Annotated in this window: 22 protein-coding genes and 1 tRNA gene; 10 read left to right on the top strand and 13 right to left on the bottom strand. The window is 72.0% G+C overall.

What is annotated here, in order from left to right; genetic code table 11:
- Window positions 1-73: 73 nt before the first annotated feature.
- Window positions 74-469, bottom strand: coding sequence for a WhiB family transcriptional regulator (locus ACFQUZ_RS24405; protein WP_377446175.1), 396 nt, complete (start codon window positions 467-469; stop codon window positions 74-76).
- Between the two features lie 315 nt (window positions 470-784).
- Entirely contained in the window at window positions 785-1,528 is a 744-nt protein-coding gene (locus tag ACFQUZ_RS24400; RefSeq protein WP_377446173.1) for an SOS response-associated peptidase, read from the bottom strand.
- Between the two features lie 93 nt (window positions 1,529-1,621).
- On the opposite strand from ACFQUZ_RS24400, the gene aroA reads away from it, so the two are divergent.
- From aroA to ACFQUZ_RS24380, 4 genes are all read left to right on the top strand, one after another.
- Window positions 1,622-2,953, top strand: a complete 1,332-nt coding sequence (gene aroA, locus ACFQUZ_RS24395; protein WP_377446172.1) for a 3-phosphoshikimate 1-carboxyvinyltransferase — start codon at window positions 1,622-1,624, stop codon at window positions 2,951-2,953.
- Between the two features lie 88 nt (window positions 2,954-3,041).
- Entirely contained in the window at window positions 3,042-3,992 is a 951-nt protein-coding gene (gene rsgA / locus ACFQUZ_RS24390) for a ribosome small subunit-dependent GTPase A (protein ID WP_377446258.1), read from the top strand.
- A gap of 23 nt (window positions 3,993-4,015) precedes the next feature.
- Window positions 4,016-4,825: a histidinol-phosphatase gene (gene hisN, locus ACFQUZ_RS24385; RefSeq protein ID WP_377446170.1), complete on the top strand. Its 810-nt coding sequence runs from the start codon at window positions 4,016-4,018 to the stop codon at window positions 4,823-4,825.
- 187 nt (window positions 4,826-5,012) lie between these two features.
- Window positions 5,013-5,879: a hypothetical protein gene (locus ACFQUZ_RS24380; RefSeq protein ID WP_377446257.1), complete on the top strand. Its 867-nt coding sequence runs from the start codon at window positions 5,013-5,015 to the stop codon at window positions 5,877-5,879.
- 9 nt (window positions 5,880-5,888) lie between these two features.
- Here ACFQUZ_RS24380 and ACFQUZ_RS24375 read toward each other — a convergent pair whose 3' ends face one another.
- Window positions 5,889-7,139 (bottom strand): glycosyltransferase, encoded by a 1,251-nt coding sequence (locus tag ACFQUZ_RS24375; protein WP_377446168.1) that lies wholly within the window; start codon window positions 7,137-7,139, stop codon window positions 5,889-5,891.
- Between the two features lie 109 nt (window positions 7,140-7,248).
- Entirely contained in the window at window positions 7,249-8,943 is a 1,695-nt protein-coding gene (locus ACFQUZ_RS24370; RefSeq protein ID WP_377446166.1) for an ANTAR domain-containing protein, read from the bottom strand.
- Between the two features lie 285 nt (window positions 8,944-9,228).
- On the opposite strand from ACFQUZ_RS24370, the gene ACFQUZ_RS24365 reads away from it, so the two are divergent.
- Entirely contained in the window at window positions 9,229-9,909 is a 681-nt protein-coding gene (locus tag ACFQUZ_RS24365) for an ATP-binding protein (RefSeq protein WP_377446164.1), read from the top strand.
- A gap of 21 nt (window positions 9,910-9,930) precedes the next feature.
- Here ACFQUZ_RS24365 and ACFQUZ_RS24360 read toward each other — a convergent pair whose 3' ends face one another.
- Complete coding sequence (locus ACFQUZ_RS24360) at window positions 9,931-11,070, bottom strand: SigB/SigF/SigG family RNA polymerase sigma factor (protein ID WP_377446162.1); 1,140 nt, start codon at window positions 11,068-11,070, stop codon at window positions 9,931-9,933.
- A gap of 271 nt (window positions 11,071-11,341) precedes the next feature.
- Between ACFQUZ_RS24360 and ACFQUZ_RS24355 the strand changes: the two genes are divergently transcribed.
- Window positions 11,342-11,920 (top strand): DUF5709 domain-containing protein, encoded by a 579-nt coding sequence (locus tag ACFQUZ_RS24355; protein ID WP_377446160.1) that lies wholly within the window; start codon window positions 11,342-11,344, stop codon window positions 11,918-11,920.
- 27 nt (window positions 11,921-11,947) lie between these two features.
- Here the strand turns inward: ACFQUZ_RS24355 and ACFQUZ_RS24350 are convergent, their stop codons facing one another.
- Both ACFQUZ_RS24350 and macS read right to left on the bottom strand, forming a co-directional pair.
- Window positions 11,948-12,613, bottom strand: coding sequence for a response regulator (locus ACFQUZ_RS24350; RefSeq protein WP_377446158.1), 666 nt, complete (start codon window positions 12,611-12,613; stop codon window positions 11,948-11,950).
- Window positions 12,614-12,720: 107 nt separating this feature from the next.
- On the bottom strand, window positions 12,721-13,872 hold the full coding sequence (gene macS, locus ACFQUZ_RS24345; RefSeq protein WP_377446156.1) for a MacS family sensor histidine kinase: 1,152 nt from the start codon (window positions 13,870-13,872) through the stop codon (window positions 12,721-12,723).
- Window positions 13,873-13,982: 110 nt separating this feature from the next.
- On the opposite strand from macS, the gene ACFQUZ_RS24340 reads away from it, so the two are divergent.
- Window positions 13,983-14,438, top strand: a complete 456-nt coding sequence (locus ACFQUZ_RS24340) for an ATP-binding protein (protein WP_377446154.1) — start codon at window positions 13,983-13,985, stop codon at window positions 14,436-14,438.
- A gap of 45 nt (window positions 14,439-14,483) precedes the next feature.
- Here ACFQUZ_RS24340 and ACFQUZ_RS24335 read toward each other — a convergent pair whose 3' ends face one another.
- Window positions 14,484-15,422: a ribose-phosphate diphosphokinase gene (locus tag ACFQUZ_RS24335; protein WP_377446152.1), complete on the bottom strand. Its 939-nt coding sequence runs from the start codon at window positions 15,420-15,422 to the stop codon at window positions 14,484-14,486.
- A 41-nt stretch (window positions 15,423-15,463) separates the two neighbouring features.
- Here ACFQUZ_RS24335 and glpK point away from each other — a divergent pair, with 41 nt between their 5' ends.
- Window positions 15,464-16,951 carry a glycerol kinase GlpK gene (gene glpK, locus ACFQUZ_RS24330; protein ID WP_377446150.1) on the top strand — a complete coding sequence of 496 codons (1,488 nt, stop codon included), beginning with the start codon at window positions 15,464-15,466 and terminating at the stop codon, window positions 16,949-16,951.
- Between the two features lies 1 nt (window position 16,952).
- On the opposite strand, the gene ACFQUZ_RS24325 is transcribed toward glpK, so the two are convergent.
- The gene (locus ACFQUZ_RS24325; RefSeq protein ID WP_377446148.1) at window positions 16,953-17,786 is read right to left on the bottom strand and encodes a phosphoribosylaminoimidazolesuccinocarboxamide synthase; all 834 of its coding nucleotides are present in this window, start codon (window positions 17,784-17,786) and stop codon (window positions 16,953-16,955) included.
- 130 nt (window positions 17,787-17,916) lie between these two features.
- Here ACFQUZ_RS24325 and ACFQUZ_RS24320 point away from each other — a divergent pair, with 130 nt between their 5' ends.
- Window positions 17,917-19,221 (top strand): ABC transporter substrate-binding protein, encoded by a 1,305-nt coding sequence (locus ACFQUZ_RS24320; RefSeq protein ID WP_377446146.1) that lies wholly within the window; start codon window positions 17,917-17,919, stop codon window positions 19,219-19,221.
- On the opposite strand, the gene ACFQUZ_RS24315 is transcribed toward ACFQUZ_RS24320, so the two are convergent.
- The 4 genes from ACFQUZ_RS24315 to ACFQUZ_RS24300 all read right to left on the bottom strand — a co-directional run bounded on the left by ACFQUZ_RS24315 (window position 19,222) and on the right by ACFQUZ_RS24300 (window position 24,298).
- Window positions 19,222-19,467, bottom strand: coding sequence for a hypothetical protein (locus tag ACFQUZ_RS24315; protein ID WP_377446144.1), 246 nt, complete (start codon window positions 19,465-19,467; stop codon window positions 19,222-19,224).
- Between the two features lie 152 nt (window positions 19,468-19,619).
- Window positions 19,620-19,693 (bottom strand) — tRNA-Met (locus tag ACFQUZ_RS24310).
- A gap of 455 nt (window positions 19,694-20,148) precedes the next feature.
- Window positions 20,149-23,121, bottom strand: a complete 2,973-nt coding sequence (locus ACFQUZ_RS24305; protein ID WP_377446142.1) for a UPF0182 family protein — start codon at window positions 23,119-23,121, stop codon at window positions 20,149-20,151.
- A gap of 133 nt (window positions 23,122-23,254) precedes the next feature.
- Complete coding sequence (locus ACFQUZ_RS24300; protein WP_377446140.1) at window positions 23,255-24,298, bottom strand: PDZ domain-containing protein; 1,044 nt, start codon at window positions 24,296-24,298, stop codon at window positions 23,255-23,257.
- A 109-nt stretch (window positions 24,299-24,407) separates the two neighbouring features.
- Here ACFQUZ_RS24300 and ACFQUZ_RS24295 point away from each other — a divergent pair, with 109 nt between their 5' ends.
- Entirely contained in the window at window positions 24,408-25,829 is a 1,422-nt protein-coding gene (locus ACFQUZ_RS24295; RefSeq protein ID WP_377446138.1) for a zinc-dependent metalloprotease, read from the top strand.
- The last annotated feature ends 205 nt before the right edge of the window (window positions 25,830-26,034 follow it).

The raw sequence follows: 26,034 nt of genomic DNA, 5'->3' as shown, positions 1-26,034 counted from the left end.
CAATTGTCCACCGCGGTGCGTGGAACCGGAATCGACCCGGCGACCGCTACCCGCCGCTGAGCGAGCCAGCGGCTCAGCGGCTCAGCGGCATCAGGGTGAGCAGCCGGTCGCGGACCGGCGGACCGGCCTCGTCCACCGCGTCCGGATCCCGCTCGACCTGCCCCCGCCAGGCCAGCAGCATCGCCCGCCGCTCGCGCGGGGTGGTGCCACCCCACACGCCGTGACAGTCACCTACCTCCAGCGCCCAGGCGAGACAGGCGCCCTGCACCGAACAGGTGCGGCAGAGCGCGACCGCGGCGTCCGCCGGCTCGTTGGGTGCTGGAAAAAAGGTTTCCGGGTCGACGCTCTGACAGGCACCTCGGGTGCGCCAGGCGTCGTCCGTTTGCCGTTCCCTTACGGCTCGCTGCAACCGCGGATCCTGCTGTGCAGCGGCCACCTCGTGCGGGCGTGGCATCCGCGCCCGAGTCATTCACCCACCTCCCCCGTGGGGCCGGCATGATCGGTGGGAGTCCGTCGCCCCGTGCGAAAATCGACACCCACTGCCGGCGCTGTGTTCTATCGCACTCGTGCGGGAGGAGACAAGGGGATAGCCGAAACCCTGTCTGAACGATCGAGCGACGTTAGCCGTAACTAGGGGCAAATCGCACCGAAGGCGCGCCGCAACGGCACCCGGTCGAGCGATGGGAGCGCGCCCAGCGCAGCACCCGGGGCGCGGCACGGAGGCGCCCCTGGCGGAAGCGCCACGGGCGCGACCGTCGCACTCGTCGCGGCGGGCCGCGGCGGCTCAGAAGAGCGGGAGCGGGACCGGTTCCTCGGGTGCCGTCCGCGGCGGCGGCGCCGCCACCCGCCGGACCAGTTCCGGGCCGTCGTTACGGACATCGCCCACCGCCCGACCGACGGGTCGGATCTCGATTCCGGCGATCGCCTCGGCGCTCGGCGGCGCCAACAACGCCGCGGCGTCGCCACCACCGGCCAGCCACCCCGGCCACCGCTCCGGCGGCAACATCAACGGCATCCGATCATGCACATCGGCCAGGTCCCCGGCCGCCGCCATGGTGACGATCGAGCAGGTCAGCAGGTCAGCGGCCGGCTCCGCGCCGGCAGCCGTCCGGTCCGACCAGAGCGACCACACACCGGCGAACGCGAGCACCGAACCATCCCGCGGGGTCAGGTAGTAGGGCTGCTTGCCGCCGTCCTCCCGACGCACCCACTCGTACCAGCCGTCGGCCGGCACCAGGCACCGCCGTCCGGCGAACGAGCGGGCGAACGCGTTGCTGGTCGCCACCGTCTCGGCCCGCGCGTTGATCATGCGGGCGGCCCCCCGGGTGTCCCGAGCCCAGTGCGGCACGAGGCCCCACCGGGCGGTGCTCAGCAGCCGTCCGCCGGAACGCGGCAGCCGGACGATCGGCACCCGGTCGGTCGGCGCCACGTTGTAGTCGGCGACCAGGCCGCCGCCGGTGTCGTCGTCGGCGTCGAACAGGGCGCCCAGCTCGGTGGCGCCGCGGGTGGTCGCGTACCTGCCGCACATGGCGTACACGGTACCGGCGGCGGCGACGTCCCGAGTGCCGGAACGTCCTCGCCTTGATCACGCCGCGTCGGGCCCAGGCGGCAGAATGTATTCGTGACCAACCTGACGGCGCTGCGGCCACCCCAACCGTGGACCGCCCCGACCGCGGCCGGCCCGGTCGAGGAGACCCTGCGACTGCCCGGGTCCAAGTCGATGACCGCCCGCGCCCTCGTGCTCAGCGCCCTGGCCGGCGGCTCGTCCACCCTGCGCCGGCCGCTGCGGGCCCGGGACACCGAGTTGATGGCGGCCGGGCTGCGCGCGCTGGGCACCCATGTCTCGGTGACGGACGACGAGCGCTGGCTGGTCCGGCCACGACCGTTGCAGGGACCGGCACACATCGACGTCGGGTTGGCCGGCACGATCATGCGGTTCGCACCGCCGGTGGCCGGTCTGGCCACCGGCCCGGTGACCTTCGACGGCGACCCGTACGCCCGGCGCCGTCCCCTGGGCCCGCTGGTGGAGGCGTTGCGATCACTCCAGGTCCGCATTGACGCGGCACCCGGCGGCACGCTGCCGTTGACCGTCCGAGGGACCGGGCGGGTCACCGGTGGCGACGTCCTGATCGACGCCTCGGCCTCCAGCCAGTTCGTCTCGGGTCTGCTGCTGGCCGCCCCCCGGTTCGATCACGGGGTGGTGGTCCGGCACGTCGGCCCGCCGGTCCCGTCCGCCCCGCACCTGCGGATGACCGTGCAGATGCTGCGGGCAGCCGGCGCCGGGGTGGACGACAGCACCCCGGACGTGTGGGTGGTCGAACCCGGACGGCTCACCGGCCGTGGCTGGGACATCGAGCCGGACCTGTCCGGCGCCGTGCCGTTCTTCGCCGCGGCGCTGGTCACCGGCGGTGAGGTGACACTGCTCGGCTGGCCCCGCGGCAGCAACCAGCCGGTCGACCGGCTGCGTGCCCTGCTGTCCGAGATGGGTGGCGAGGTGGCGCTCGGCACCAACGGGCTGACCGTCCGCGGCAGCGGCGTGGTGCACGGGTTGGACGCGGACCTGTCCGATGTCGGGGAGCTGACCCCGGTGCTCGCCGCGCTGGCCACCATCGCCGACTCCCCGTCCCGGCTGCGTGGGGTGGCGCACATCCGGGCACACGAGACGGACCGGGTGGCGGCCCTGGCGCGCGAACTGACCGCGCTGGGCGCCGACATCACCGAGTCGCTCGACGGCCTGGAGATCAGGCCCCGCCCGCTGCGCGGAGGCACGTTCGACACGTACGACGATCACCGGATGGCACACGCCGCCTCGCTCATCGGCCTGGTCGTGCCGGGCATCGAACTGTCCGACGTGGCATGCACCTCCAAGACCATGCCGGAGTTCCCGGCACTATGGTCGACGATGGTGGCCGGCAAGGACGATCGACGTCCGGGCAGCCATCCGGTGACGTGAGGGGGCGGCCCTGACGGGCAGGCGGCGGGAGTACGACGAGGAGGACGTCCGGGTCCGACCCGGCCGCTCGTCGCGTCCGCGTACCCGGATCCGCCCTCGGCACAGCGACGCGGTCGACGGCTTCGTGACCGCCGTCGACCGCGGTCGGTACACCTGCGTGCTCGGCGATCCGGAACGCACCGTCACCGCGATGCGGGCCCGGGAGCTGGGCCGCCGCTCGGTGGTGGTCGGTGACCGGGTCTCCCTGGTCGGAGACACCTCGGGGGACGCCGGGGCGCTGGCCCGGATCGTGCGGATCGCGGACCGCCGATCCGTCCTGCGACGCACCGCCGACGACGACGACACCACCGCCGAGGGACGGCTGGAGCGGGTGGTGGTGGCGAACGCCGACCAGTTGGTGATCGTCAGTTCGCTCGCCGACCCACCTCCGCGTACCGGATTCATCGACCGCTGCCTGGTCGCGGCGTACGACGCCGGCATCCAGCCGCTGCTCTGCCTGACCAAGGCCGACCTGTCCGGTCCGGCGGCGGTGCTCGACTACTACGCCGAACTGGATCTGCCGCACCTGCTGGTCCGCCCCGACTGCGACCTCGACGACATGCGCGCCGCGCTGGCCGGCCTGGTCTCGGTGCTGGTCGGGCACTCCGGGGTCGGCAAGTCGACCCTGGTGAACCGGCTGGTCCCGGCGGCCGACCGGGCGGTGGGCCGGGTCAGCGCGATCGGTCGGGGCCGGCACACCTCGACAAGCGCCGTGGCGCTGCGGCTGCCGGACCGGGCCGGCGCGGCCGACTCCGCCGGCTGGATCATCGACACGCCGGGCATCCGCAGCTTCGGGCTGGCCCACGTCAGCGCGGACAGTCTGCTGCACGGCTTCGCTGACCTGGCGCCGGGCACCGCCGACTGCCCGCCCAACTGCGAACACACCGAGGCCGAACCGGAGTGCGCGCTGGACGCCTGGGTGGCCGCCGGCAACGCGGATCAGCGCCGGCTCGCCTCGTACCGCCGGCTGCTGGCCTCGCGTGCCGGCGAGACCGAATGACGGCGGTGGGCTACGTTTCCGCCATGCCCAGCTTCGCCGATCCTGTCCGGACCCGCTACGCCGACGACCTGTCCCTGGCCCACGTGCTGGCGGACGCCGCCGACGCGATCTCGATCGCCCGGTTCCGGGCGCTCGACCTCCAGGTGTCGGCCAAGCCCGACCTGACCCCGGTCAGCGACGCGGACACCGCCGTGGAACGCGCCATCCGGGCCACCCTCGCCCGGAGCCGCCCGCGCGACGGCGTGCTCGGCGAGGAGTTCGGGTCGCGGGGTGGTCACGGCGACCGGCAGTGGGTGATCGATCCGATCGACGGCACCAAGAACTTCGTGCGGGGGGTGCCGATCTGGGCCACCCTGATCGCGCTGCTGGACGCCGGCGAGCCGGTGGTCGGACTGGTCTCCGCCCCGGCGCTCGGCCGCCGCTGGTGGGCGGCCAGTGGGCACGGCGCGTTCGCCGGCCGGCACCAGGCGGCCGCCAGCCCGATCAGCGTGTCCACAGTGCACCGGCTCGCCGACGCCAGCGTCTGCTACTCGTCGCTTACCGGTTGGGAGACCGCCGGGCGACTGGACGCGATGCTGGACGTGCTCCGGGAGAGCTGGCGCAGCCGGGCATACGGCGACTTCTACGGATACATGCTCGTCGCCGAGGGAGCGGTGGACGCCATGGCGGAGCCCGAGCTGTCGCTGTGGGACCTCGCGGCGTTGATTCCGGTCGTCACCGAGGCCGGGGGGACGTTCACCGACCTCACCGGCCGGCCGGGTCCGGCGGGCGGCAGCGCGCTGGCCACCAACGGCCCGTTGCACGCCGACCTGCTGGGTCGGCTCGGCGTCTGATCGCGATCCGGCGGCACCCCGGGCCGCCCGCCCGGCCGACGCCGACGGGACCGAGCGGCACCCGTCAGGGCGGATGCCCCGACGGCGCCCGGACGCACGGGATCCGCCGCGAGGCGACGGAGCGGATCCCCGCGGCACCCTCTATCCTCGCCGGGTGGTGTCAACCGGTTGGTGCTTCCTGGCGGCGATGATCGTCAGTTACGGCGTCGCCAACCTGTTGCAGTCGGTGGCCGCGGCACGGACCACGGTGCACCACACCTTCGACCCGGGACTGTTGATCCGGCTGGCCGGGCACCGGACGTACCTGCTCGGCCTGGGCTGCCAGGTCGCCGGCTTCGCGCTCGCCTTCCTGGCTCGGCGTGACCTGCCGCTGTTCCTCGTCCAGGCCAGCGTGGCGGCCGGGCTTGGGGTGACCGCGGTGCTCGGGGTGCTGCTGCTGAACTGGCGGCTACCGGGCGCGGAGGTCGTCCTGTTGGTGCTGCTCTTCGCCGGGATCGCCGCGCTGGTGCTGGCCGCCCAGCCGGCTCCGGCCCGGCCGCTCGGCACCAGCGCCCAGGTCGTTCTGGTCGCGGTGCTCGCGCTGGTCGCCGTCGGCGGCGTTTTCGCGGTACGCCTGCACGGCGCGCTCGGGTCGGTGGTCCTCGGCTCGCTGGCCGGGATGTCCTTCTCCGCGGCAGCCGTCGCGGCGCGTCCGCTGGCCTCGGCGGGGTCGGTGGCGACGCTTGTCACCGACCCGCTGCTCTACCTGCTGGTCGCCCACTCCATCGTCGGGCAACTACTGCTGGGGCTGGCCATGCAGCGGGGCTCGACGACCGCCGCGGTGGCGGCGATGGACGCCGCGGGGGCGGTGCCGGCGGCGATCGTCGGGCTGCTGCTGCTCGGGGACCGCGTCTGGCCGGGCCGGGAATGGCTGGCCGGCACCGGCTTCCTGGTCACCCTGATCGCCGTCATCGGATTGACCCGGTACGCCGAACCGCAGCACCACCACGAGGTCGCCGACCGCAGGGAACGGCCCCTTCCTGTCGCTTTGCGGGTAGGCCGGGACCCTTCGTGAAACACCATGTCAGGCCGTCACCGGCTGCTGCGCCGGCTCCGGTTCGAGGTTCACCTCGGCGACCGTCGGTTCCACCGGGCGCCGGCGCACCACCCGCTCGTACAGCCGCTCCAGCGTGCCCACCGTCCGCTCCCACGTGTAGCTGCACCGCACCCGGTCAACCGCGGCGTGCCCGAACGCGAACCGCTGAGCGTCGTCGGCCAGCAGGCGACGCAACGTCACTCCAAGGCCACGGACGTCTCCCGGTGGCACGAGCTGACCGGTGACCTCGTCAACGACGGTGTCGGCCACCCCGCCCCGCGCATAGCCCACCACCGGTACGCCGCACGCCATCGCCTCCAACGGCACCCGGCCGGCGGAGGCGTAACGCGCCGTGCAGGCGACCACGTCGGCGGAGCGGTACCAGGCGGGGAGGTGGTCGTGCGGGACGGAACCGATCAGCCGTACCTGCTCGCCGACGCCGGCGCTCTCGGCCAGCTCGCGGAGTCGGCGCGCCTCGGCGTGCCCGGTCAGTTCCGGCTCGGGCGGTCCTCCGGCGATCACCAGTTCGGCGTCTCCGACCAGCCGCATGGCCCGGATCAGGTCATCCAGTCCGCTGCCCGGTCCGAGGCCACCGACCGCCAGGATCCGGGACCGGCGGTCCCGTGGCACCGCCTCGCCGTCCGGCTGGAAGGTTTCCGTGTCCACGCCGTTCGGCACCACCGCGACCGCGGTGCGTTGCAGTCCCATCCGGGTCAGCTCGTCCACCTCGTCGCTGGACTGGGCCACCGCGAGGTCCACCGCCCGGGTCAACGCCCGCTCCAGCGGGATCCGCTGGTCGGGCCCGGGGTAGGCGCCACCGAGGTGGCGCAGTTGCTCGGTGCCGAGCGAGTGGAACGTCTGCACGATCGGGATATCGGTTTCCCGGACGGCGCTGGCGGCGACCAGTCCACCGACCCAGAAGTGACCGTGCACGACGTCCGGCCGCCAGTCGTCCGACCAACGGTCGGCCAACCAGCGCCCGAAGGCGGGCACGTGCGCGACCAGTTCGGCGGTGGGTATCGGTGCGACCGGACCGACCGGCACCCGCTCGACGCGGTAGCCCGTCGCGTCTTCGGTCTCCGGAAGGTCGGAGTCGTCCCGCCGTTCGTAGACACGTACGTCGTGGCCCTTACCCGCCAGTTCGGTGGCGATCCGAGCGACGTGTTGATGGGTGCTGAACGACGCACCCGCATTCCGGCTCGCTGTGCCGGCGTGGGCGCAGACCAGGCCAACGCGCATGGGACCACCTCCGTCGGATGTGCAAGGGGCGACTGCCCTCCCGATCAGAGGCTCCCATTATCCGTGCCCGCCGGAGCCCAAACGTGCTATTCGGAGGCGGACAAAGGCGTCATATCGGCCAACCGGCTCCGGGTGGATCACTCAGCTCCCGGCGTTGTCCGGACATCGGCGGCGGTATCCGGACAACGGGCAGGCGCGAGACGTCCCGAAGATGGCCACGCAGCGCAACCGGCCGCCCGGCTTCGTCGGCGAGTCGCTCGGCCACCACCTGCAACCACCGGTTGCCGGTCCGGAGCCGGATCGTGCGGCGTAGTGGCGCACCGGTACGCAGCGTGTGGACCACCGCCCGGCGGACCTCCAACCACCCGCCCGGATCCACCACCTCTCCCACGGTGTCCGGGGCCAGCGCGCGACCGCTCGGCCAGTCCAGCAACTGCCTCAGGTTGGCCGTACCGCGCAACTCCCGGGTGCCGAGGCGCCAGCGGAAGGCCGCCACCCCGACGGCCCGTCCCGCCGCCACCAGATCCTCGTGCGTCAACTCCGCCGCCGACCAGGCCCGCCAGGTCACCTGGAGGCGGTCGCCGAGCCGCACCACCCGAACGGTGTAGTGCCCCGACGCGTCCTCGGTGAGGCCCGAGAGATAGACGTCGTCGAGCTGCCGGGAACGTCCATCGGCCAGCACCGCCCGGCACAGGGGCAGCAGCGTCCGTGGTCCCGCCTCCGGCACGACCGTCAAGAGGGTGGCGCCGACCAGTCGGACCCCCTGGCGCTGCGCGTCGGAAACGGCCGCCGGATTGGCTCGTACCACGATGAAGTCGGTCACGGTCCCGCCCTCGGACCGCGGGGCGAGCAGCGCCGCCGGCGTGAGCGCGCCATCCAGCAGCGACTGGATCCACGGCTCGTCGGCGACGTCGTCCGGGGTCGGCTCCGGCGCACCGCCACTGGCTATCCGGGCCCACGCCTGGCCGACGAGGTCGGCCGCTGCCGTCAGGTAGGCGCGCAGGGCGTCGTCGAGATCGAGCGCGTCGCGCCAGGCCAGGCCGAGGACCCCCAGCATCCGGCCGCGGTACGTCACCGGCAGCGTCACACCGGCGGCGACGTGCGCCAACCGGGACATCAGCGGGTACGCGTCGTCGACCTGCTCGCGGTCGGCCAGCCAGACCGGCTCCCCGGTCCGCGCGCTCGTGGTGAGCGGCACCTCCACCTGCGGCGGGATGCGGGCCCATTGGCTCGCCATCTCGGGAGACAGACCGACCGCCGCCACCACCCGCAGCGCACCGTCCGGCTCGCACCGGGTGAGTACCACGCTGGCCGGCGGTGGCCACGCCGTCGCCGGCTCCGCCAACGCGGCGACGATGGCGTCCCGGTCCGGCGCCGCCGCCAACCGGGAAGCCAGCAGGAGGTGTCCCACCCGCGGCAGGTCCTCGGTCGCGGGCGGGGCGAGGGTTGGCGATGCCAGTCGTCCCGGCTCGCCGACCCGGACCGGTACGGCCCGGCCGGCCGACCCCCGCGCCGGGCGTGGTTGCGGGCGGGCCGCGCTGCCGGGCGGCGGGCTCACCTGGGCGACCACGGCGGCCGCGAGTTCCGCGAGGCGGACGTTCCGCTCCTGTGAAGTCCGGCTCAGCCGATCGAAGGCGGCGTCGGCGTCGATCCGGTGGCGCGCCATCAGCACGCCCTTGGCCTGCTCGATCAGGGCCCGGGTACGCATCGCCTCCCGCAGCCCGTCCCGCTCCCGGCGGAGCTGGCTGACGAGCGAGGCGAGCGGCTCAGCGTCGTGCCGGCCGGCGGCGTCGGCATCGCTCATCGGTCGCTCCAGTGGTCAGATGCGGAGCGTGTCGGTGCACACGCCACTGTGGCCGCAGTTACCCGCCGACCGGATTACGGCAAACCATTGCCGCATGGGGGGTGTCCGGCCGGGGTACGGGCACAGTCATGGAACATTACTGGCGGCGCCGCGGGCGGGATCGGACCACCGCGGTCACCGGGGCCGCCCGGCCAGAGGTCCGGACCATGTGCGTGGAACCCCCTCGTGTCCGCCGCTGATCCGGCGGATGCGGAGCATCGGGCGACCGTGCACAATGAGTCGGTCATGCCGACCAACGTGCGCGTCCTGGTGGAGACGGAGCCTCATGCGCCGGTCCGGTTGGTGGGCGTACTCGCGCCGCCCACAGCCGGAGTGATCCGTGAGACGTTGCTCACCGCGCTCGCGGACCGGCCGTCGCCCGTCGTGGTGGACGTGTCGGGGTTGTCGGTCCGGGACCCGCAGACGCTCGCCGTGTTCGACGAGGTCTCCCAGGAGACTGCCGAATGGCCGGTCGGCGAGTTGCTTGTCACACCGGTCGACGCCGGTACGGTCGGACGACGGGCGGCCGAGACCTCCGCCCGATCGCTCAGCGCCCGGCTGGATCCGGCGGTAGGCGCGGCCCGGCGGGCCCGCGGCCTCGTCACCGAGGGATGCGCGAGGTGGGACGTGCCGGACCTGATCGGCCCCGGCTGCATCGCGGCCACCGAACTGGTCAACAACGTGGTCGTGCACGCGCACACCCCGATGACGCTTCAACTCGCGTACCGTGGCGACGCGCTGCACCTGTCGGTCCGGGACTACTCGCCGGAGCCGCCCGTCTTCACCGGATCGGCACCGACCACCTCCGCCGGCGGCCGGGGTCTGCTGCTTGTCGACAGCGTGGCGCGCCGGTGGGGAGTCACCCCCCTCACCGACGGCAAGCTGATCTGGGCTGTGCTGTACGCCGAGGACGAGCCCGGCCGCTGACCAGCGGCCGATGTCGTCGCGTCACTCCTGCGCGTTCAGCAGGAAGCTGAGCCGGGCCATCCTGAGCGTACGGACGACGTGCGGCTGCACCGCCGTGAGCCGGAGCCGGATGTGGGCGCCGCGGGCGGCCTCGAAGCCGACGAGCAACGCGGAGATGCCAGCGGCGTCGATGAACGGCACGCCGCGTAGGCGCAGCTCCACCTGCCGCACCGGCTGCCGGGACGCGTGCAGCAGCGCGTCGCGCAGTCGCCCGGCGGTGTCCCGGTCGATCTCGCCCACCACCTCGATCCGGAGCACGTCGCCGACCCGCTGATGACGGAGCACCAGACTGTCCAGCGCGGCCGAACCGGGGTGCCAGGACTGCGGCCGGTCGCTGAGCATGCACTGACGCAGCCAGGCCAGCGCCCGGGTGAGCAGCCGGGACACATGCATCTGGGAGATGCCCAGTTCGTCGGCGATCTCCTGCTGCGTCCTGTTGCCGTAGAACCGCAGCGCCAGGATCTGACGCTCCCGGGCCGGCAACCGGCACAGCAGCGCGGTGACGGTGACCCGGTCCTCGACCATGTCCATGTGGGGGTCAACCGCGCCGAGGTCATCGGCGAGTTCGGTGCCGGGATCGTCGTGTCGCGGGGCGTTGAGCGACAGCGACGCGTACGCCGCCGCCGTTTCCCGGGCCGTGTGGATGTCATCTGTCGAGCGGTTCAGCCTGGTGGCCAGCTCGACGACGGTGGGGCGGCGGTGCAACTCGGTGGTGAGGTCCGCGTCCAACCGGACGACCTCCCGACTGAGTTCCTGCATCCGCCGGGGGACGTGCACGCTCCAGGTCCGGTCGCGGAAGTGCCGGCGCAGCTCGCCGGTGATGGTGACGGCGGCGTAGCCGGTGAACGGCCCGCGGTCGGGGTCGAAACGGTCCACCGCCTTGACGAGGCCGAGCCGGGCGACCTGTTCCAGGTCATCCAGCGGCTCGCCACGGTTGGCGTACCGGCGGGCGATCCGGGTGGCGAACGGCAGTGCGGCCCGCACCAGGTCGTTCCGGCCGTCCCGGTGTCCGGCGCCCCGGGTGTCCGGCGAGCCGGCGCGTTCCGCGTACGCGGAAGCCATGGCGTCGAGGGCGGCCGGGTCGATGCGGTTGGATGTGGTGCTGGCAGCGGTACGGATCATCGCGCAGCCTCCTAGGCGCGCCACCTGGGGCGGCACACGTCGATGTCGAGCTGTGCTGGCCGATGCCCGCGTCTTGAGCATCTCGCGAGTTGATATTGATTCCAGCCGGCGAAGTCGCCTGAGCGTGTTCAACTCTGGGGGGCCGACACTACTGCCCGTTCGGCCGAGGGACAATCCAACGCGCGGTTTCTCAGGAGACACACAGTCACCTGCCGACGCTGGCCCCGCTTCCACCGGTTACCGACCGGGGTCAGTGGGTAGGTCACCTGCCATGCGCGACGACGACTTCCCGACGCCGATCTCCGACCCCGAGGCCCAGGGGCTGCCAGACACCGCCGATGACGACTCGACGGCGTACGACGACGTCGAGACCGGCCGGGAGGCCGACGGCCCGGACCCGGCTCCGCTGCCACCGGACCGGGAGGACGGCCCGATGGAGGTGGACCGCTTCGGCACCACCGCCGAGGAGCAGTTGGAGGGCGAGTCGCTGGACGACAAGCTGGGCCGGGAGCGGCTCGAACGGCCTGTCGACGACCCGCTCGCCGGCGCCGTCGACCCGGCCCTGGCTGCCGAGGCGGACAGCCCGCAGGCCGCCGCCGAGGCGCAACTCGACGCTGACGTGCTGGATCCCGGCCCGCGCTCCGATCCGAACTCCCCCGTCTCGCTGTACGACCACGGCAGGCTCGGCGGGGCAGCCGAGGGCCAGGTGGGTCGGTTGGTGGAGCCGGACGAGGGCGCCGGCACCGACGAGGAGCCGGACTCGGTGGCCCGGGACGTCGGCGCGTCCGGTGGCGGGGCCAGCGCGGAGGAACTCGCCGTACACGAGACCCAGCCGCCGGAGCGGCACTGACGGTCGGGCTCCCGCGCTGGCCTGACCCTAGGACAGGCCGCGCTCGATCGCGTAGCGGGTCAGTTCCACCCGGTTGTGCAGGTGCAGCTTGCCGAGCGTGTTCTGGACGTGGTTCTGCACCGTCCGGTGCGACAGCCCCAGCCGCTCCGCGATCTGCTTGTACGACAAACCCTTGGCCACCAGCCGGAGCACCTCGGTCTCCCGATCGGTGAGCCGCGGGGCGCCTGGTTCTCCGGCTGGTTCGGGGGCGGTGGCCAGCCGGCGGTACTCGCCGAGCACCAGACCGGCCAGGCCGGGGGTGAACACGGCCTCACCGGCCGCGGTGCGCCGCACGGCGTCCAGGAACTCGGCCGGCGCCGCCGACTTCACCAGGTAGCCGGTGGCACCGGCCTTCACGGCGTCCAGCACGCTCTGCTGCTCGCCGCTGGCCGACAGCATGAGCACCCGGACCCCGGGCAGCGCCGCGGCGAGGCCGCGGATCACCTCCACCCCGGAGATGTCGGGCAGTTGCAGGTCGAGCACCACCACATCGGGTCGGGCGGCGCCGGCGATCCGTACCGCCTGCCGACCCTCGCCGGTGGTCGCCACCACCTCGTGGCCCGCCTCGCCGAGGTCTCGGGCCACCCCCTCACGCCACATGGGATGGTCGTCGACGACCATCACCCGGATCGGCGGCTCAGCCTGCCCAGTCATGCGTCGCACTGTAGGACCTGTGTCAACGCCCTCGTCCGGCCGGCAGGGGGCCAGCCGAGGGGCCGGTGGCTGTGGTCGGGGACGCCCAGCCCAGCCGGAACGCCCGATCAGTCCCGCGGGATCCGGAATTCGACATCGGTTCCCTGCCCGGCAGCGGAGGTGATCTCCACCGTGCCGCCGACCTCGGCGATCCGGCCACGGATCGACTGGGCGACGCCGAGCCGACCCTGGTCCGCCGCCTCTGCCAACCGGCCGGGCGGGATCCCCGGGCCCTCGTCCCGGATCGACACGGTCACCTCGTCGGCGGTCTCCTCGATCAGCACCCACGCCCGGCCGCCGCCGTGCCGGGCGACGTTGTCGAGCGCCGCCCGGGTCGCCGCCTCCACCTCCGTGGCTGGTCGGGCCCCAATCCACACCGGCGTGGCCGGACCGGCGATCGACACCCGGTCCGAGGCGTAGCCGGCCAGCACGGCGTTCAGGTCCGCCCGCTTGTCGGTCGGTGCCTCCGGCGCCCGGCTGGCGATCAGCGACCGCAGGGCCGCCTCCTGCTCACCAGCCAGCCTGGCCAGTTCGCCGGCCTCGCCGTCCAACCGGGCGCCCCGCCGCTGGACCAGGGCGAGCACCTGGAGGACCGAATCATGGATGCCTCGGGCCAGCCGTTCCCGTTCCCGGGTCGCCGCCTCCAGTTCGACGGCCCGTTGCAGCCGTTCCTCGGCGATCACCGCGAGCCGCGCCACGTGCCCAACCGCCACCCCGGCCAGCAGCAACAGCGTCGCGCCGGTGAGCGACGACTGGTTGATCCGGGCCCGGACGAAGAGGTCGGCGGCGCCCAGGACCAGCGCCGCCACGACGCCCAGCCGACGGCCGCCCGCGACCGCCCAGGCCAACACCGGGCCGGCCAACCAGGCCACGGTGAGGGTGGGCACGCCGGCGTCGAGTGCCGCCCGGCCGACCACCCACGGGCTGGCCAGCAGCAGCGTCGCGGCGAGCAGCAGGTCGGCGGCGAGCAGGGACCGACGCCGCCGGTCAGGTCGGGCGTACGCGTACGCGGTGTACGCGGTCCACACCGCCATCACGCCGAGGGCCATGACGGCCGCCCAGCCCCGTGCGTAGTCGCGAAGGTTGCTGGCCACCAGGACGGCGACGTAAGCCAGCGCGGCGACGCGGAACACCGCGATCGACCGCCAGAGTGGCGTCTGGAGGCTCCCGGGCCGGTCCGGGCTGTCCGGTCCGGCCGGTGCCGGCTGGTCGAGGGGCACGCCCGACGATCCCACACCACCGGGGCGGGACCAGCGACAGACCGACGCCAGATCCGGACGTACGGTCCAAAAGCCGCGAATAACCGCGCTCAGCTGGCGGAGAGCCGACCATGACCGACGCCCACCGGGGATCACCGCGTACGGTATTCCCCATCGAATCCTCGTTGCTGCTCACCGAGACCTTCGGGCCCGCCGAGGTGACCGACCTTCGACACACGGTCACCTCGTTCGCGGGCGGCTCCGGGCTGTCCGGGCAACGACTGGAGGATTTCATCCTCGCCGTCAACGAGTTGCTCACCAACGCGGTCCGGCACGGCGGCGGCCAGGGCTGGTTGCGGCTGTGGTGCGAACGCCGGGCGGTGATCTGCGAGGTCTCCGACAGCGGCGAGGGCATCCCGGTCGACCTGCTCGGCGAACAGCCGCGGCCCGCACCGGACGTCGCCGGCGGCTGGGGCCTCTGGCTGGCCCGGCAGCTCACCGACGAGATGGTGGTGCACACCTCGGAGACCGGGACCACGGTACGGATCGTGACCAGCCTCGACGACACCACTCCGGTCGTCGGCTGACCCCGCCCCCTTTCCCGTCGATCTAGGGCAGGGGGGCGGGGGTGGTCAGCCGAACAGGGCGCTCACCGACTCACCGTTGTGGATCCGGCGGACCGCCTCCGCCAGGGCCGGCGCCACCGAGAGCACGACCAGCTTGGGCACCCGCTTCTCGGGTGCGATCGGCACCGTGTTGGTGCAGACGATCTCCAGAATGTCGTCCTGGGCGCCCAACCGGTCCAGCGCGTGGGCCGCGAACAGTCCGTGCGTGCAGGCCAACCGGACCGACGCCGCCTTCAGCTCACGCAACCGGTCCATCAGCTCCAGCAGCGTGGTGCCCCGCGCGATCTCGTCGTCGAGCACGATGACGTCCCTGCCCGCGATCTCGCCGATCACCGCGCTGATGCGCACCCGGTCGTCGCTGAACCGCTGCTTGGCGCCGGCCGCCACCGGCGTGCCGAGGATCCGGGCGAAGTGCGCGGCCTCCTTGGCGTAGCCCAGGTCCGGGGAGACGACCACCGCCTGACTCAGGTCGTACCGGCGGAAATGCGCGGCCAGTTCGCGCAGGGCGTGCAGGTGATCCACCGGGACGCTGAAGAAGCCGTGCACCTGGGGCGAGTGCAGGGTCATCGTGAGCACCCGATCGGCACCGGCGGAGACCAGCAGGTCGGCCACCAGCCGGCCACCGATCGAGATGCGAGGCTCGTCCTTCTTGTCGGACCGGGCGTACGCGTAGTGCGGCAGCACCACGGTGATCCGCCGAGCCGACGCTCCCCGGGCAGCATCGATCATCAGCAGCAGCTCGACCAGATGCTCCTGCACCGGGGGTGAGAGCGGCTGGATCAGGAACACGTCCCGTTCCCGGCAGTTGCCCTGCAACTGCACCTCAAGACAGTCGTTGGCGAACCGAGAGACGCGGACCGGCTGCAACGGGACACCGAGCTGGGCACACATCTCAGCGGCGAGGTCGGGATGGGCGGACCCGCTGAACACGGCGATCTCTGGCACGCAGACATGATAGGAGGCGGATCGGACGGTACGGTGCTCCGATGACCGAGCGGTACGTCGCGGCCATCGACCAGGGCACCACCTCGTCCCGGTGCATCGTCTTCGACTCGGACGGGACCATCGTCACGGTGGCCCGCCGGGAACACCGGCAGATCTTCCCCCGACCCGGCTGGGTGGAACACGACGCGGAGGAGATCTGGACGAACGTCCAGGTGGTGCTCCGGGACGCGCTCGCGGACGCCGGAGTCGACTCCGACCGGGTCGCCGCGATCGGCATCACCAACCAGCGGGAGACCACAGTGGTGTGGGACCGGGCGACCGGCCGACCGGTGCACAACGCCATCGTGTGGCAGGACACCCGGACCGGTCCGCTGCTGCGCCGGCTCGACGAGGCGTACGGCGAGGACTGGTTCCGGTCCCGGACCGGGCTCCCGCTGGCCACCTACTTCGCCGGGCCGAAGCTGCGCTGGCTGCTGGACAACGTCGACGGCCTGCGCGACCGGGCGGAACGCGGTGAGGTGCTGTTCGGCACCGTCGACTCCTGGCTGATCTGGAAGCTGACCGGCCGGCACGTCACCGACGTGACAAACGCCAGCCGCACCCTGCTGATGGACCTGCGCACGCTGCGCTGGGATCCGGAACTGCTGGACGCGCTGGAAATCCCCGCGGCGATGCTGCCGGAGATCCGCTCGTCGGCCGAGATCTACGGCACCGCCGAGGGCGGCGTGCTGGCCGGGACACCGGTGGCCAGCGCCCTGGGCGACCAGCAGGCCGCGCTGTTCGGGCAGACCTGCTTCCAGCCCGGCGAGGGCAAATGCACCTACGGCACCGGCAGCTTCCTGCTGCTCAACACCGGCGCCACCCCGGTGGAGTCGCGGCACGGCCTGCTCACCACGGTCGGCTACCGGATCGGCGCCGAGCCGCCGGCGTACGCCCTGGAAGGCGCCATTGCGGTCACCGGTTCGCTGGTGCAGTGGCTGCGCGACAACCTCGGTCTGATCTCGTCCGCGCCGGAGGTCGAGGAACTGGCCCGTACGGTCGAGGACAACGGCGGCTGCTACATCGTGCCGGCCTTCTCCGGGTTGTTCGCCCCGCACTGGCGCAGCGACGCGCGGGGCGTGATCGCCGGTCTCACCGGCTACATCACCAAGGGCCACCTGGCCCGGGCGGTGCTGGAGGCCAGCGCGTGGCAGACCCGTGAGGTGGTCGACGCGATGGACGCCGACTCGGACGTGGCGCTGCGCCGGCTGCGGGTGGACGGCGGCATGACCGAGAACGAGCTGCTCATGCAGTTCCTCGCCGACGTGCTGGACGTGCCGGTGGTACGTCCCACGATCACCGAGACCACCTGCCTGGGCGCCGCGTACGCGGCCGGGCTCGCCGTGGGCTTCTGGCCCGATCTGGCGACACTGCGCCGGCAGTGGCGCGAGGACGCGCAGTGGCTGCCGGCGATGGATCCGGCACACCGCGACCGCGAGCTGGCCAACTGGCACAAGGCCGTGCGGCGCACCCTGGACTGGGCGGACTGACCTATCCCCAGGTGCGGCCGGTCAGCTTCTCGTACACGTCCACGTACCGGGCCCGCGTGACGTCGACGATCTCCGGTGGCAACTCCGGGGCCGGCGACTTCCGATCCCAGCCGGTGCTCGCCACCCAGTCCCGGACGTACTGCTTGTCGAGGGAGAACTGGCCCCGGCCCGGCTGGTAGGACTCGGCCGGCCAGAACCGGGACGAGTCCGAGGTGAGCACCTCGTCGCCGAGGGTCAGCACGCCGTCCGTGGTCCAACCCAACTCGACCTTGGTGTCGGCGATGATGACGCCCCGGTCGGCGGCCAGCTCGGCCCCCCGCCGGTACACGGCCAGGGTGATCTCGCGCAGCCGCTCGGCGGTCTCCGCGCCGACCTTGGCCACCACGTCGTCGTACGTGATGAACTCGTCATGCTCGCCGACGGCGGCCTTGGTGGTCGGGGTGAAGATCGGCTCCGGCAGGATCGACGAGTCGACCAGGCCGGGCGGCAGCTGCACGCCGGAGATCGCGCCGCTGGCCTGGTACTCCTTGAGCCCTGAGCCGGTCAGATAGCCGCGGGCAATGCACTCGATCGGCACCATCTCCAGCCGCCTGACCCGGATAGCCCGGCCGGCGAACTCCGCGGGCACCTCGGTGGCCGACACGACATGGTTGGGCACGATGTCGGTGAGCTGCTCGAACCACCAGAGGGAGAGAGCGGTGAGCAACTTCCCCTTGTCGGGGATCGGTGTCGGCAGCACCTGGTCATAGACCGAGATCCGGTCCGAGGCGACCAGGATCAGGTCGTCACCGTCGGCGTAGAGATCGCGCACCTTCCCGGTATACACACGTTCCACGATCGTCAGTACATCATGGGGCCGACCCGCCGGTCGCGCCCCCGCCCGCCGTCCCACGTTGACACATCCCCCGCCACCCTGTGTAAATGGTCCCGGCCGCCGCGAGGAGTCGGCGAGGACAGGAGATCCGGTGTTCCCTCGCACCATCGTGGCGGGTCTCCGCCGCGCCGCCTGGCTGGCCGTCGTCCTGCTGCTGACCGGCGGGATCGCCGCCTGCCGCGACGACGCCGGCTCAGCGTCCGCGGACGGGCCGGTCCAGCTCTCCGTCTTCTGGTGGGGCGGGCAGGAACGGGCCACCCGGACCGAGCGGGCGTTGCAGGTCTACACGCAACGCCACCCGGAGGTCACCTTCCGGGTCACCTGGCAGGGCCCCGGCGGCTACTACGAACGGCTCGCCACCCAGGCCGGCGGCGGAAACCCACCGGATCTGTTCCAGCTCGACGACAGTTACCTGACCGAGTACGCGCAGCGGGACATCGTCCTGGATCTCACCAGCTCGGTCGACAGCCGGCGGCTCGACCTGAGCCGACTGTCACCGGGTCTGGTGCAGTACGGCACCGTGGCGGGCCGGCTGATGGCCGTCGCGGCGGCGGAGAACACCCCGGCGATCGTCTACAACCGCGACCTGCTGCGCCGGCTCGGGCTGCCCGAGCCGTTCACCGGCATGTCGTACGACGATTTCCTGGACTGGGCGCGACGAGTGACCGACAGCGGCGGCGGCCGGGTGGCCGGCACCATGGACGCGTCGGCGGACATCCGGGCCTTCTGGGTGTGGTTGCGTGCCAGTGGCCGGGAGCTGTACCAGGGACCCCGCCTGGCCTGCACCGCGACAGAGGTGGCCCGGTGGTTCGAGCTGTGGCAGCGTGCCCGGGCCAGCCGAGCGACCCCGTCAGCGGCCGTGGTGCAGGGCGCCCACTCGGACGACCTCCGACGGCAACTCGTGGTGACCGGCCGGGCGGCCACGTCCTTCGTCTGGTCACACCAACTCCCGGAACTCCAGCGGCAGAGCCGGGACACGCTCGGCATCGCGGCCTACCCGGGCGACCCGGAGGCCCAGTGGGCACGCGCGTCCATGTACTGGGCGGGCTACCGGGGCACCCGGCACCCGGAAACCGTGGCCGACGTGATCAACTTTCTCACCAACGACCCCGACGCCGGGCGGATTCTGGGCAACGACCGGGGGCTGAGCGCCAACCTGGACGTTCGACGGCTGGTCGGACCGGCGCTCACCGAGCCGGGCGCCAAGCTGGCCGCCGAGTTCGAGACCGACATGAGCCGGCGGTTCGGGCCGGCACCGCCACCCCCGCCGCGTGGGCACGACCGGATCCGGGCGCTCCTGGTCGAGGCGGCCGAGGATGTCCAGTCCGGCCGGCGCACCAGCCGCACCGCGGCCGAGGACTTCGTCCGGCGCGCCAACGCCGCCCTGGCGGGCTGATCAGCGGCGGCCGCCGCGACGGCCACGCATGATGAGCAGCACCGCCAGCACTATCCCGCCCACCACCACGAGGCAGCACAGCAGGCCGATGAGGCCGAACCCGGTCCCCCGCCGGCGCCGCGCGGCCTCGATCACCATGGAGCCGGTGTCGGAGGCAGCCCAGGCGGCCGACGGGATCAGGACGGCGACGAACACCGCGGTCGCCAGCGCACCGAGCCGGGCCCATGTCGTACGCAGAAGATTCATGCACACATCCTGCCGCAGCGAAGCAACATCCGGCCGCCCGCCGGGCCGCATGACGCAGGACATGGCGCCGGGGGCGCGCCTGGGCGCCGGCCATGGTGGCGGCCTTGGCAAGCGAAACGCCCCCGAGTTCTCTCGGGGGCGTTTCGTCGTAGTAGCGGGGACAGGATTTGAACCTGCGACCTCTGGGTTATGAGCCCAGCGAGCTACCGAGCTGCTCCACCCCGCGGCGACTTGTAAACAGTAGCGCATCGGTGGGCAGGCCCGCAAAACGGGGTGGGCGCCGCCAGGAACCCGCACCCCGCCCACCCCGCCTACCGACGAACACAAGGTCGGGGAGGTTGCGGGGTTGAATCGGCCGCGACACCCCAATATCTCCGAAACCGTTTTGATCTTGGCGCGGGCGCCGACGCTGGCACGGTGCGGGCACGGGCACGGGCGCGAGGGGGCCTCTGCGAACAGGGAGACCGACCGCATGGCCTGACCGCCAGGCGTGCCCCGTCAACACGACGGCGCCCGCGCGGGGTCGCACCGGGCGCCGTCGGGTCGAGGTTCCGCGAACAGGACTGCCGGGACTACATCGCGCCCCGACCCGCCAGGTGGCCGCGGCAGTCGTGCGTCGGCCACCGTCCTGTTCGCGGTACCTCCTGTCTGACGCGGGCGTCGGGTGGCGTCGTGATCCGGTCAGCCGCTGGGTGTCGGCGGCGCGCTACCAGACGGGGTGCCACCCGGGCTCGGTGAGCCGGACGGGGCGGCGCCCGGGGTAGCGGCATTGCGGGACAGGCTGGCGAACTCGTTCATCGCCTGGTCCAGGGCCTTCAACGCCCGGCCGTAGCGCTCGAAGTCGCCGGACGTCTGCGCGGCCTTCACCTCGGTGATCGCGTCCTGCACCTTCTGCGCCGCCGCGGCCAACTCACCGGTGAGCGCCGGTGGCGGCGACTGCCCGCCGGCCGGGGGCGGGTCGTCGGACGGCGGCGGGTCCTCTGACGGTGGGTTGGCGGTGCCGGACGCGTCCGAGCCCTGCTTGACGAGTTGCTCGATACCCTCGGCGAGCGAGTTCGCCAGCGCCACATACGTGCCGCCGTCGCCGTACGACACCAGGATCTTCTGCAGCAGCGGCGGGGCGTTCTGCTGGTTGCTCTTCACGTACACCGGTTCGACGTAGAGCATCCCGTCACCGAACGGCAACGACAGCAGGTTGCCGTACTGCACCTCGGCCTTCTGGTCCGCGGTCAGGGTGGCCAGTTGCTGCCGGATCGTCCCGTTGCTTGTCATCTGCTGGTGCACCTGGACCGGACCCGAGATCCGGGTCTCGTCCGGCAGCTCCAGCATCTCCAACCTGGGCTGCCCGTCCACGTACGAGCCGGAGATGAGCGCGGCCAGGTTCTGCCGACCGTTCGGCGTTACCGCCGAGGTGAGCTGGAACCGCGGCGCGTCCTGCTCGGGCAGCTTGGTGTAGAGGTAGTACGGCGGCATCTTGCGCCCGCCGTCCGGGTTGTCCGGCACGTTCGGCACCTGCCAGAAATCCTGCTCGGAGTAGAACTCCCCCGGGTCCGTGACGTGGAATCGGGTGAGCAGGTTGCGCTGCACCTTGAACAGGTCGGCCGGATAGCGGAGGTGGGCCGCCAGGTCGTCCGGGATCTCCGCCTTGGGGATCACCAGGTCGCCGCCGAACGCCTTGTTCCAGGCCCGCAGCACGGGATCCTGCTCGTCGAACTCGTACAACTTGACGGTGCCGTCGTACGCGTCGACGGTTGCTTTCACCGAGTTCCGCATGTAGTTGACGTTCTCCCGGGCCAGCTGGAACGTCCCCTGGTTGGTCAACTCGTCCGTGGTCTCGGTCTGCAGGTTGATCCGTTCGGCGTACGGGTAGGTCGCCGCGGTGGTGTAGCCGTCGATGATCCACTGGATCCGCCCGCCGATCACCGCCGGGTACGGGTCGCCGTCCAGGGTGAGGAACGGCGCCACCTTCTCCACCCGGTCCCGCGGGTTGCGGACGTAGAGCAGCTTCGAGTTGTCGTTTACCGCCTCGGAGAGCAGGAAGTTGGCCTCCTGCTCCTTGATCGCGTAGAGCAGCTGGCGGCCGAACGAGCCGATCGACACCCCGCCCGCGCCGTCGTACGTGTAGTTCTGCTCGGAGTCGCCGCCGATCGGCCGGTCGAACTCGACATCGCGGTCGGCGGTGGCCTGGCCGACGACGGCGTAGTCGTCCGGCCCCATCCGCTCGCCGTAGTAGATCCGGGGTTGCTCGGCGACGATCTGCTCGGTGGCAGAGGAGCAGAGCTGCTCGCGCTCGCCGAGGAAGCCGCTCACGAAGTACGGCTGACCGCCGCAGGCCACCTGGTTGGCCGGCGCGGCCACCAGCCCGTACCCGTGGGTGAATACCGTGTGCCGGTTGATCCAGTTGTTCTGCTGGTCGCTGAGCTGCCGGTAGCTGATCTCGCGGACGCCGACCACGTAGTCCTGGGTCTTGTCCTGCACCGAGTACCGGTCGACATCCAGTTTCGGCCCGAAGTCGTAGAACCGGCGGACCTGCTGCCGCTGCGTGTAGGTCTCGGAGACGAGTTGCGGGTCGAGGAGCCGGATGTTCGGCACCACCGCGGTGTCGGTGGCCAGGCTGGCCGGTGGCACGAGGTTACCGGCCCCGTACGGAGTCACCTGGGTCTCGGTCAACCCGAACGCCGCCCGGGTCGCCTCGATGCTCCGCTCGATGTACGGCGCCTCCTTGACCTTGGCGCTCGGCTTCACCTCGAACGTCTGCACCGACCATGGGTAGATGCCGCCGATGGCCACCGCGGCGAGGCCCAGCAGGGCGAGCGAGATCCCTGGCCAGACCAGGTTGCGCATCATCGCGTTGGAGAAGACGATGATCGCGATGGCCACCACGATCGAGATGTAGGCCAGTATCTCCTTGGCCGGTAGCAGTGCGTTGATGTCGGCGAAGCCGGCTCCGTAGAGCTTGGCGCTCTCGTTGTACTCCAGCAGCATGGTCCGCCGGTCCAGCACGTACGCGACTGCTTTGAGCAGGACGAACGCCGCGACCAGGCTGGTCAGGTGGGCCCGGGCGCCATTTGTCATCCGGTCACCGACGCCCTGCAGCCGAACCCCGCCGAAGATGTAGTGCATCGCCAGCGAACCGAGCACCGACAGCACCACGACGGTGAACCCGACGCCGAGCAGGTACCGCCAGAACGGCAACTGGAAGACGTAGAACCCGATGTCGATGCCGAACTCCGGGTCCGTCACGCCGAAGTTCCCGCCATTGCGGAACAACATCCACTGGCCCCACCGGTTCTGCGCGGAGAGTCCGGCGAAAATGCCGACAAGTACCGCCACCGCCGCGATCCACCGCAGGATCCGGGGACCGAGCAGCATCCGGTAGCGCTCCAGCGCCGCCTGTTCCGGCGAGTGCGGCCGCAGCGCCGGCCGGAGCCGGTACGCCAGCCAGAGGTTGCCGCCGAGGATGAGTGCCATCCCGACACCGACCACCGCGAACAGCACCAGCCGGGTGACCAGCACACCGGTGAAGACCTGGGTGAAGTCGACCTCGTCGAACCAGAGCCAGTCGGTCCACGCGTTGACTCCCCACCCCAGCAGGGTGAAGAGCAGGAAAACCCCCAGCAGGACGCCGACCGTGACGCGGCCGCGCCGGCTCATTCTGGGAAGGGGGGTGCTTCGCATTACCACGTGTCGGCTCCGCCCGCTCGGTTCTGGCGATCTGCTGGCCACCTAGCGTACGGGGTGTTTCTGAATGCGGGCGGTGACGCCTCGACCGACGGCGACATGAAGATCAGCACCGGGTGGGCTGACCGCCCGCGCGCAGGGTCTCCAGCGCGTCCAACGCCTCGTCCAGGGTTCCGATCCTGAGTAGCGCCAGCCCCGACTGGGGGTTCGCCGTGGCCTCGGCGCAGTTGTCGGCCGGCACCAGGAACACCTTCGCCCCGGCCCGCTTGGCACCCACGAGTTTCTGCGGGATCCCGCCGATCGGGCCGACCTTGCCCTCGTCGTCGATGGTGCCGGTGCCGGCGATGACCTGACCGCCGGTCAGATCCTCCGGCTCCAGCTTGTCGATGATGCCGAGGGCGAACATCAGCCCGGCACTCGGTCCGCCGATGTCCGCCAGGTTGATCTTCAGTTGGAACGGGTGCGGCTGCTTCTGCTCGATCTCCACACCGATCCGGGGCGGCTCGCCCGGCTCCGCCCGGGTGGTCACCTCGGCCGTCCGCGGGGCACCCGAACCGGTCGCGGATCCGGTGCCGTCGCCACGCAGATAGTTGATCACGAACCGGGTGCCCGCCGGCTTCGCCCGGATCAGCTCGGTGAGCCCTCTGGCGGTCGACACCGGCTGCCCGTCCACCGCGGTGATCTGGTCACCCGGTCGAAGCTGGTCGGCGGACGGCCCGCCCGGTGTCACCGCCTTCACCACGACCTGGACCGGGTAGCCGAGTTCCCGCAGCGCGGCCGTCTCGGCGCTGCTCTGGGAGGCCACGAAGTCCTCCTTGTTGCGCTCGTCGACCTGCTCCCGGCTCTGCCCCGGCGGATAGATCAACTCTCGTGGCACCACCGCCTCGTCCGGCGAGAACCAGCCGGCGACCGCGCCGAGCAGCTTCACCTCCGGTTGCACTCCGACGGTGGTCAGCCGGAGTTGCCCGGCGGAGGTGGAGGTCTGCCGGCCGTCGACCTCGATCACCTGCTTGTCGTCGGCGGAACCGAGAGTGTTCACCGTTGGTCCGGGCCCGAGCACCACGTACGGGATCGGCGCGGTGAGCACACCGACGCTGAGCAAAGCGGTGATCACCGCGCCGAGGAGGACCGTGACACCGCGACGTCTCATGCCGCTGAGCGTACCGAGCGCTGTGGGTCCGGTTGTCCGGTCCCGACTTCGCGCTGAGCGCAACGCCGGTGCGAGCATGCCGGTGGCCGGCACGCGTACCGTTGGGGGCGTGCCTGATATTCCGTTCGGCTTCGCGCTTCCAGGTGGTCAGCCCCCCGACCCCAATGATCCGCAGCAGATGCAGCAGTTCATGACCCAGTTGCACCAGCTGCTCGCCGCACCGGGCGGCGGTGGGCCGGTGAACTGGGATCTGGCCCGTCAGGTGGCGGCCAGCCAGCTCACCTCGGCCGGGGACCCGGCGCCCACCCCGTTCGAGCGGCACGCCGTCGAGGAGGCCATGCGACTGGCCGACCTGTGGTTGGAGCCGGTCTCCGCGCTCCCGTCGGGGATCTCGACGTCGGCCGCCTGGAACCGGAACGAATGGATCTATCGGACGCTCGACGTCTGGCGCAAGCTCTGCGACCCGGTCGCGGCCCGCATGGTCGGCGCGATGGGTGACCTGGTGCCGCCGGAGGCACGGGCCCAGCTCGGACCGATGCAGTCGATGATCACCACGCTCGGCGGCGCCCTGTTCGGCGGGCAACTCGGGCAGGCGCTGGGCTCGCTCGCCAGCGAGGTGCTCTCGGCCGGCGACATCGGACTGCCACTCGGCCCGGCCGGTACGGCCGCGCTCATCCCGGCCAACATCCGGGCGTACGGATCCGGCCTGGAGCTACCCGAGGACGAGGTCCGCCTCTACGTCGCCCTGCGAGAGGCTGCCCACCAGCGCCTGTTCGGCCACGTGCCGTGGCTGCGCGGGCACGTGCTGGCTGCCGTCGAGGCATACGCCTCCGGCATCTCGGTGGACCGGGAGGCGATCGAGGAGGCGATGAGCCGCGTCGACCCGACCAACCCCGAGTCGATGCAGACCATCGCCCTGGAGGGGATCTTCACCCCGGCCGACACGCCCGCCCAGCAGGCGGCACTGGCCCGGCTGGAGACCGCGCTCGCGCTGATCGAGGGCTGGGTCTGCCACGTGGTGGACAACGCCGTGGGCGACCGGCTCCCCAACGCGGTACGCCTCGGCGAGGCCTTCCGCCGCCGTCGGGCGGCCGGCGGGCCGGCCGAGCAGACGTTCGCCGCCCTGGTCGGACTGGAGCTGCGGCCCCGACGGCTGCGTGAGGCTGCCGCGCTGTGGGCGGCGCTCACCGAGCACCGGGGCAGCGACGGCCGGGACGCCCTGTGGGGGCATCCCGACCTGTTGCCCGGCAGCGACGACTTCGCCGACCCGCAGTCCTTCGCCCGGGCGCAGCTCGACCTCGGCGACCTGAGCGACTTCGATTTCGGCCCGGCCGAGGACGCGCCAACCGAGACCACGCCCGGAAATGTCACCGGCGGACCGGTGGACCGGACGGACGGCGAACGCGGACCGGACGAGCCCCAGGGTCCGGTGGACCGGACGGACGGCGACCGCGGACCGGACGAGCCCGGCGGTTCGGCGGACCGGCGGTCGGACGGGAACCCCGACGACCGCGGACCGGACCGGCGGTAGGGCGCGCTCCCCGCCACGCTGTCTCCTGAGTCTCGGTGCCGCGACGACGGACGCCAGGTTCCGACTGCGCCGTTCGACCTGCTCCGATTGGAGGTCACCTTCGTGCTGCCCGCACGGCTACGGGCCGGTGCCCCGTTGGCTCTGGTGATCCTTGCCCTGTCCGGCTGCTCCTCCCTCTGGGGCTGCACCGATACGACGGCGGAGC

It is taken from the genome of Plantactinospora sp. GCM10030261, assembly GCF_042666615.1.
GTDB lineage: Bacteria > Actinomycetota > Actinomycetes > Mycobacteriales > Micromonosporaceae > KBS50.
The sequence above is the reverse complement of the archived record's forward strand: the minus strand, read 5'-3'. Positions and strand labels throughout refer to the sequence as shown.

Coding starts and splice junctions, on each gene's coding strand:
- ACFQUZ_RS24365 (WP_377446164.1), top strand. CDS start 9,229: ATGCCGACCAACGTGCGCGTCCTGGTGGAGACGGAGCCTCATGCGCCG.
- glpK (WP_377446150.1), top strand. CDS start 15,464: ATGACCGAGCGGTACGTCGCGGCCATCGACCAGGGCACCACCTCGTCC.
- ACFQUZ_RS24315 (WP_377446144.1), bottom strand. CDS start 19,467: ATGAATCTTCTGCGTACGACATGGGCCCGGCTCGGTGCGCTGGCGACC.
- ACFQUZ_RS24360 (WP_377446162.1), bottom strand. CDS start 11,070: ATGATCCGTACCGCTGCCAGCACCACATCCAACCGCATCGACCCGGCC.
- ACFQUZ_RS24375 (WP_377446168.1), bottom strand. CDS start 7,139: ATGCGCGTTGGCCTGGTCTGCGCCCACGCCGGCACAGCGAGCCGGAAT.
- ACFQUZ_RS24400 (WP_377446173.1), bottom strand. CDS start 1,528: ATGTGCGGCAGGTACGCGACCACCCGCGGCGCCACCGAGCTGGGCGCC.
- ACFQUZ_RS24355 (WP_377446160.1), top strand. CDS start 11,342: ATGCGCGACGACGACTTCCCGACGCCGATCTCCGACCCCGAGGCCCAG.
- ACFQUZ_RS24300 (WP_377446140.1), bottom strand. CDS start 24,298: ATGAGACGTCGCGGTGTCACGGTCCTCCTCGGCGCGGTGATCACCGCT.
- ACFQUZ_RS24340 (WP_377446154.1), top strand. CDS start 13,983: ATGACCGACGCCCACCGGGGATCACCGCGTACGGTATTCCCCATCGAA.
- ACFQUZ_RS24405 (WP_377446175.1), bottom strand. CDS start 469: ATGACTCGGGCGCGGATGCCACGCCCGCACGAGGTGGCCGCTGCACAG.
- ACFQUZ_RS24380 (WP_377446257.1), top strand. CDS start 5,013: ATGATCGTCAGTTACGGCGTCGCCAACCTGTTGCAGTCGGTGGCCGCG.
- ACFQUZ_RS24350 (WP_377446158.1), bottom strand. CDS start 12,613: ATGACTGGGCAGGCTGAGCCGCCGATCCGGGTGATGGTCGTCGACGAC.
- hisN (WP_377446170.1), top strand. CDS start 4,016: ATGCCCAGCTTCGCCGATCCTGTCCGGACCCGCTACGCCGACGACCTG.
- ACFQUZ_RS24370 (WP_377446166.1), bottom strand. CDS start 8,943: ATGAGCGATGCCGACGCCGCCGGCCGGCACGACGCTGAGCCGCTCGCC.
- ACFQUZ_RS24305 (WP_377446142.1), bottom strand. CDS start 23,121: ATGAGCCGGCGCGGCCGCGTCACGGTCGGCGTCCTGCTGGGGGTTTTC.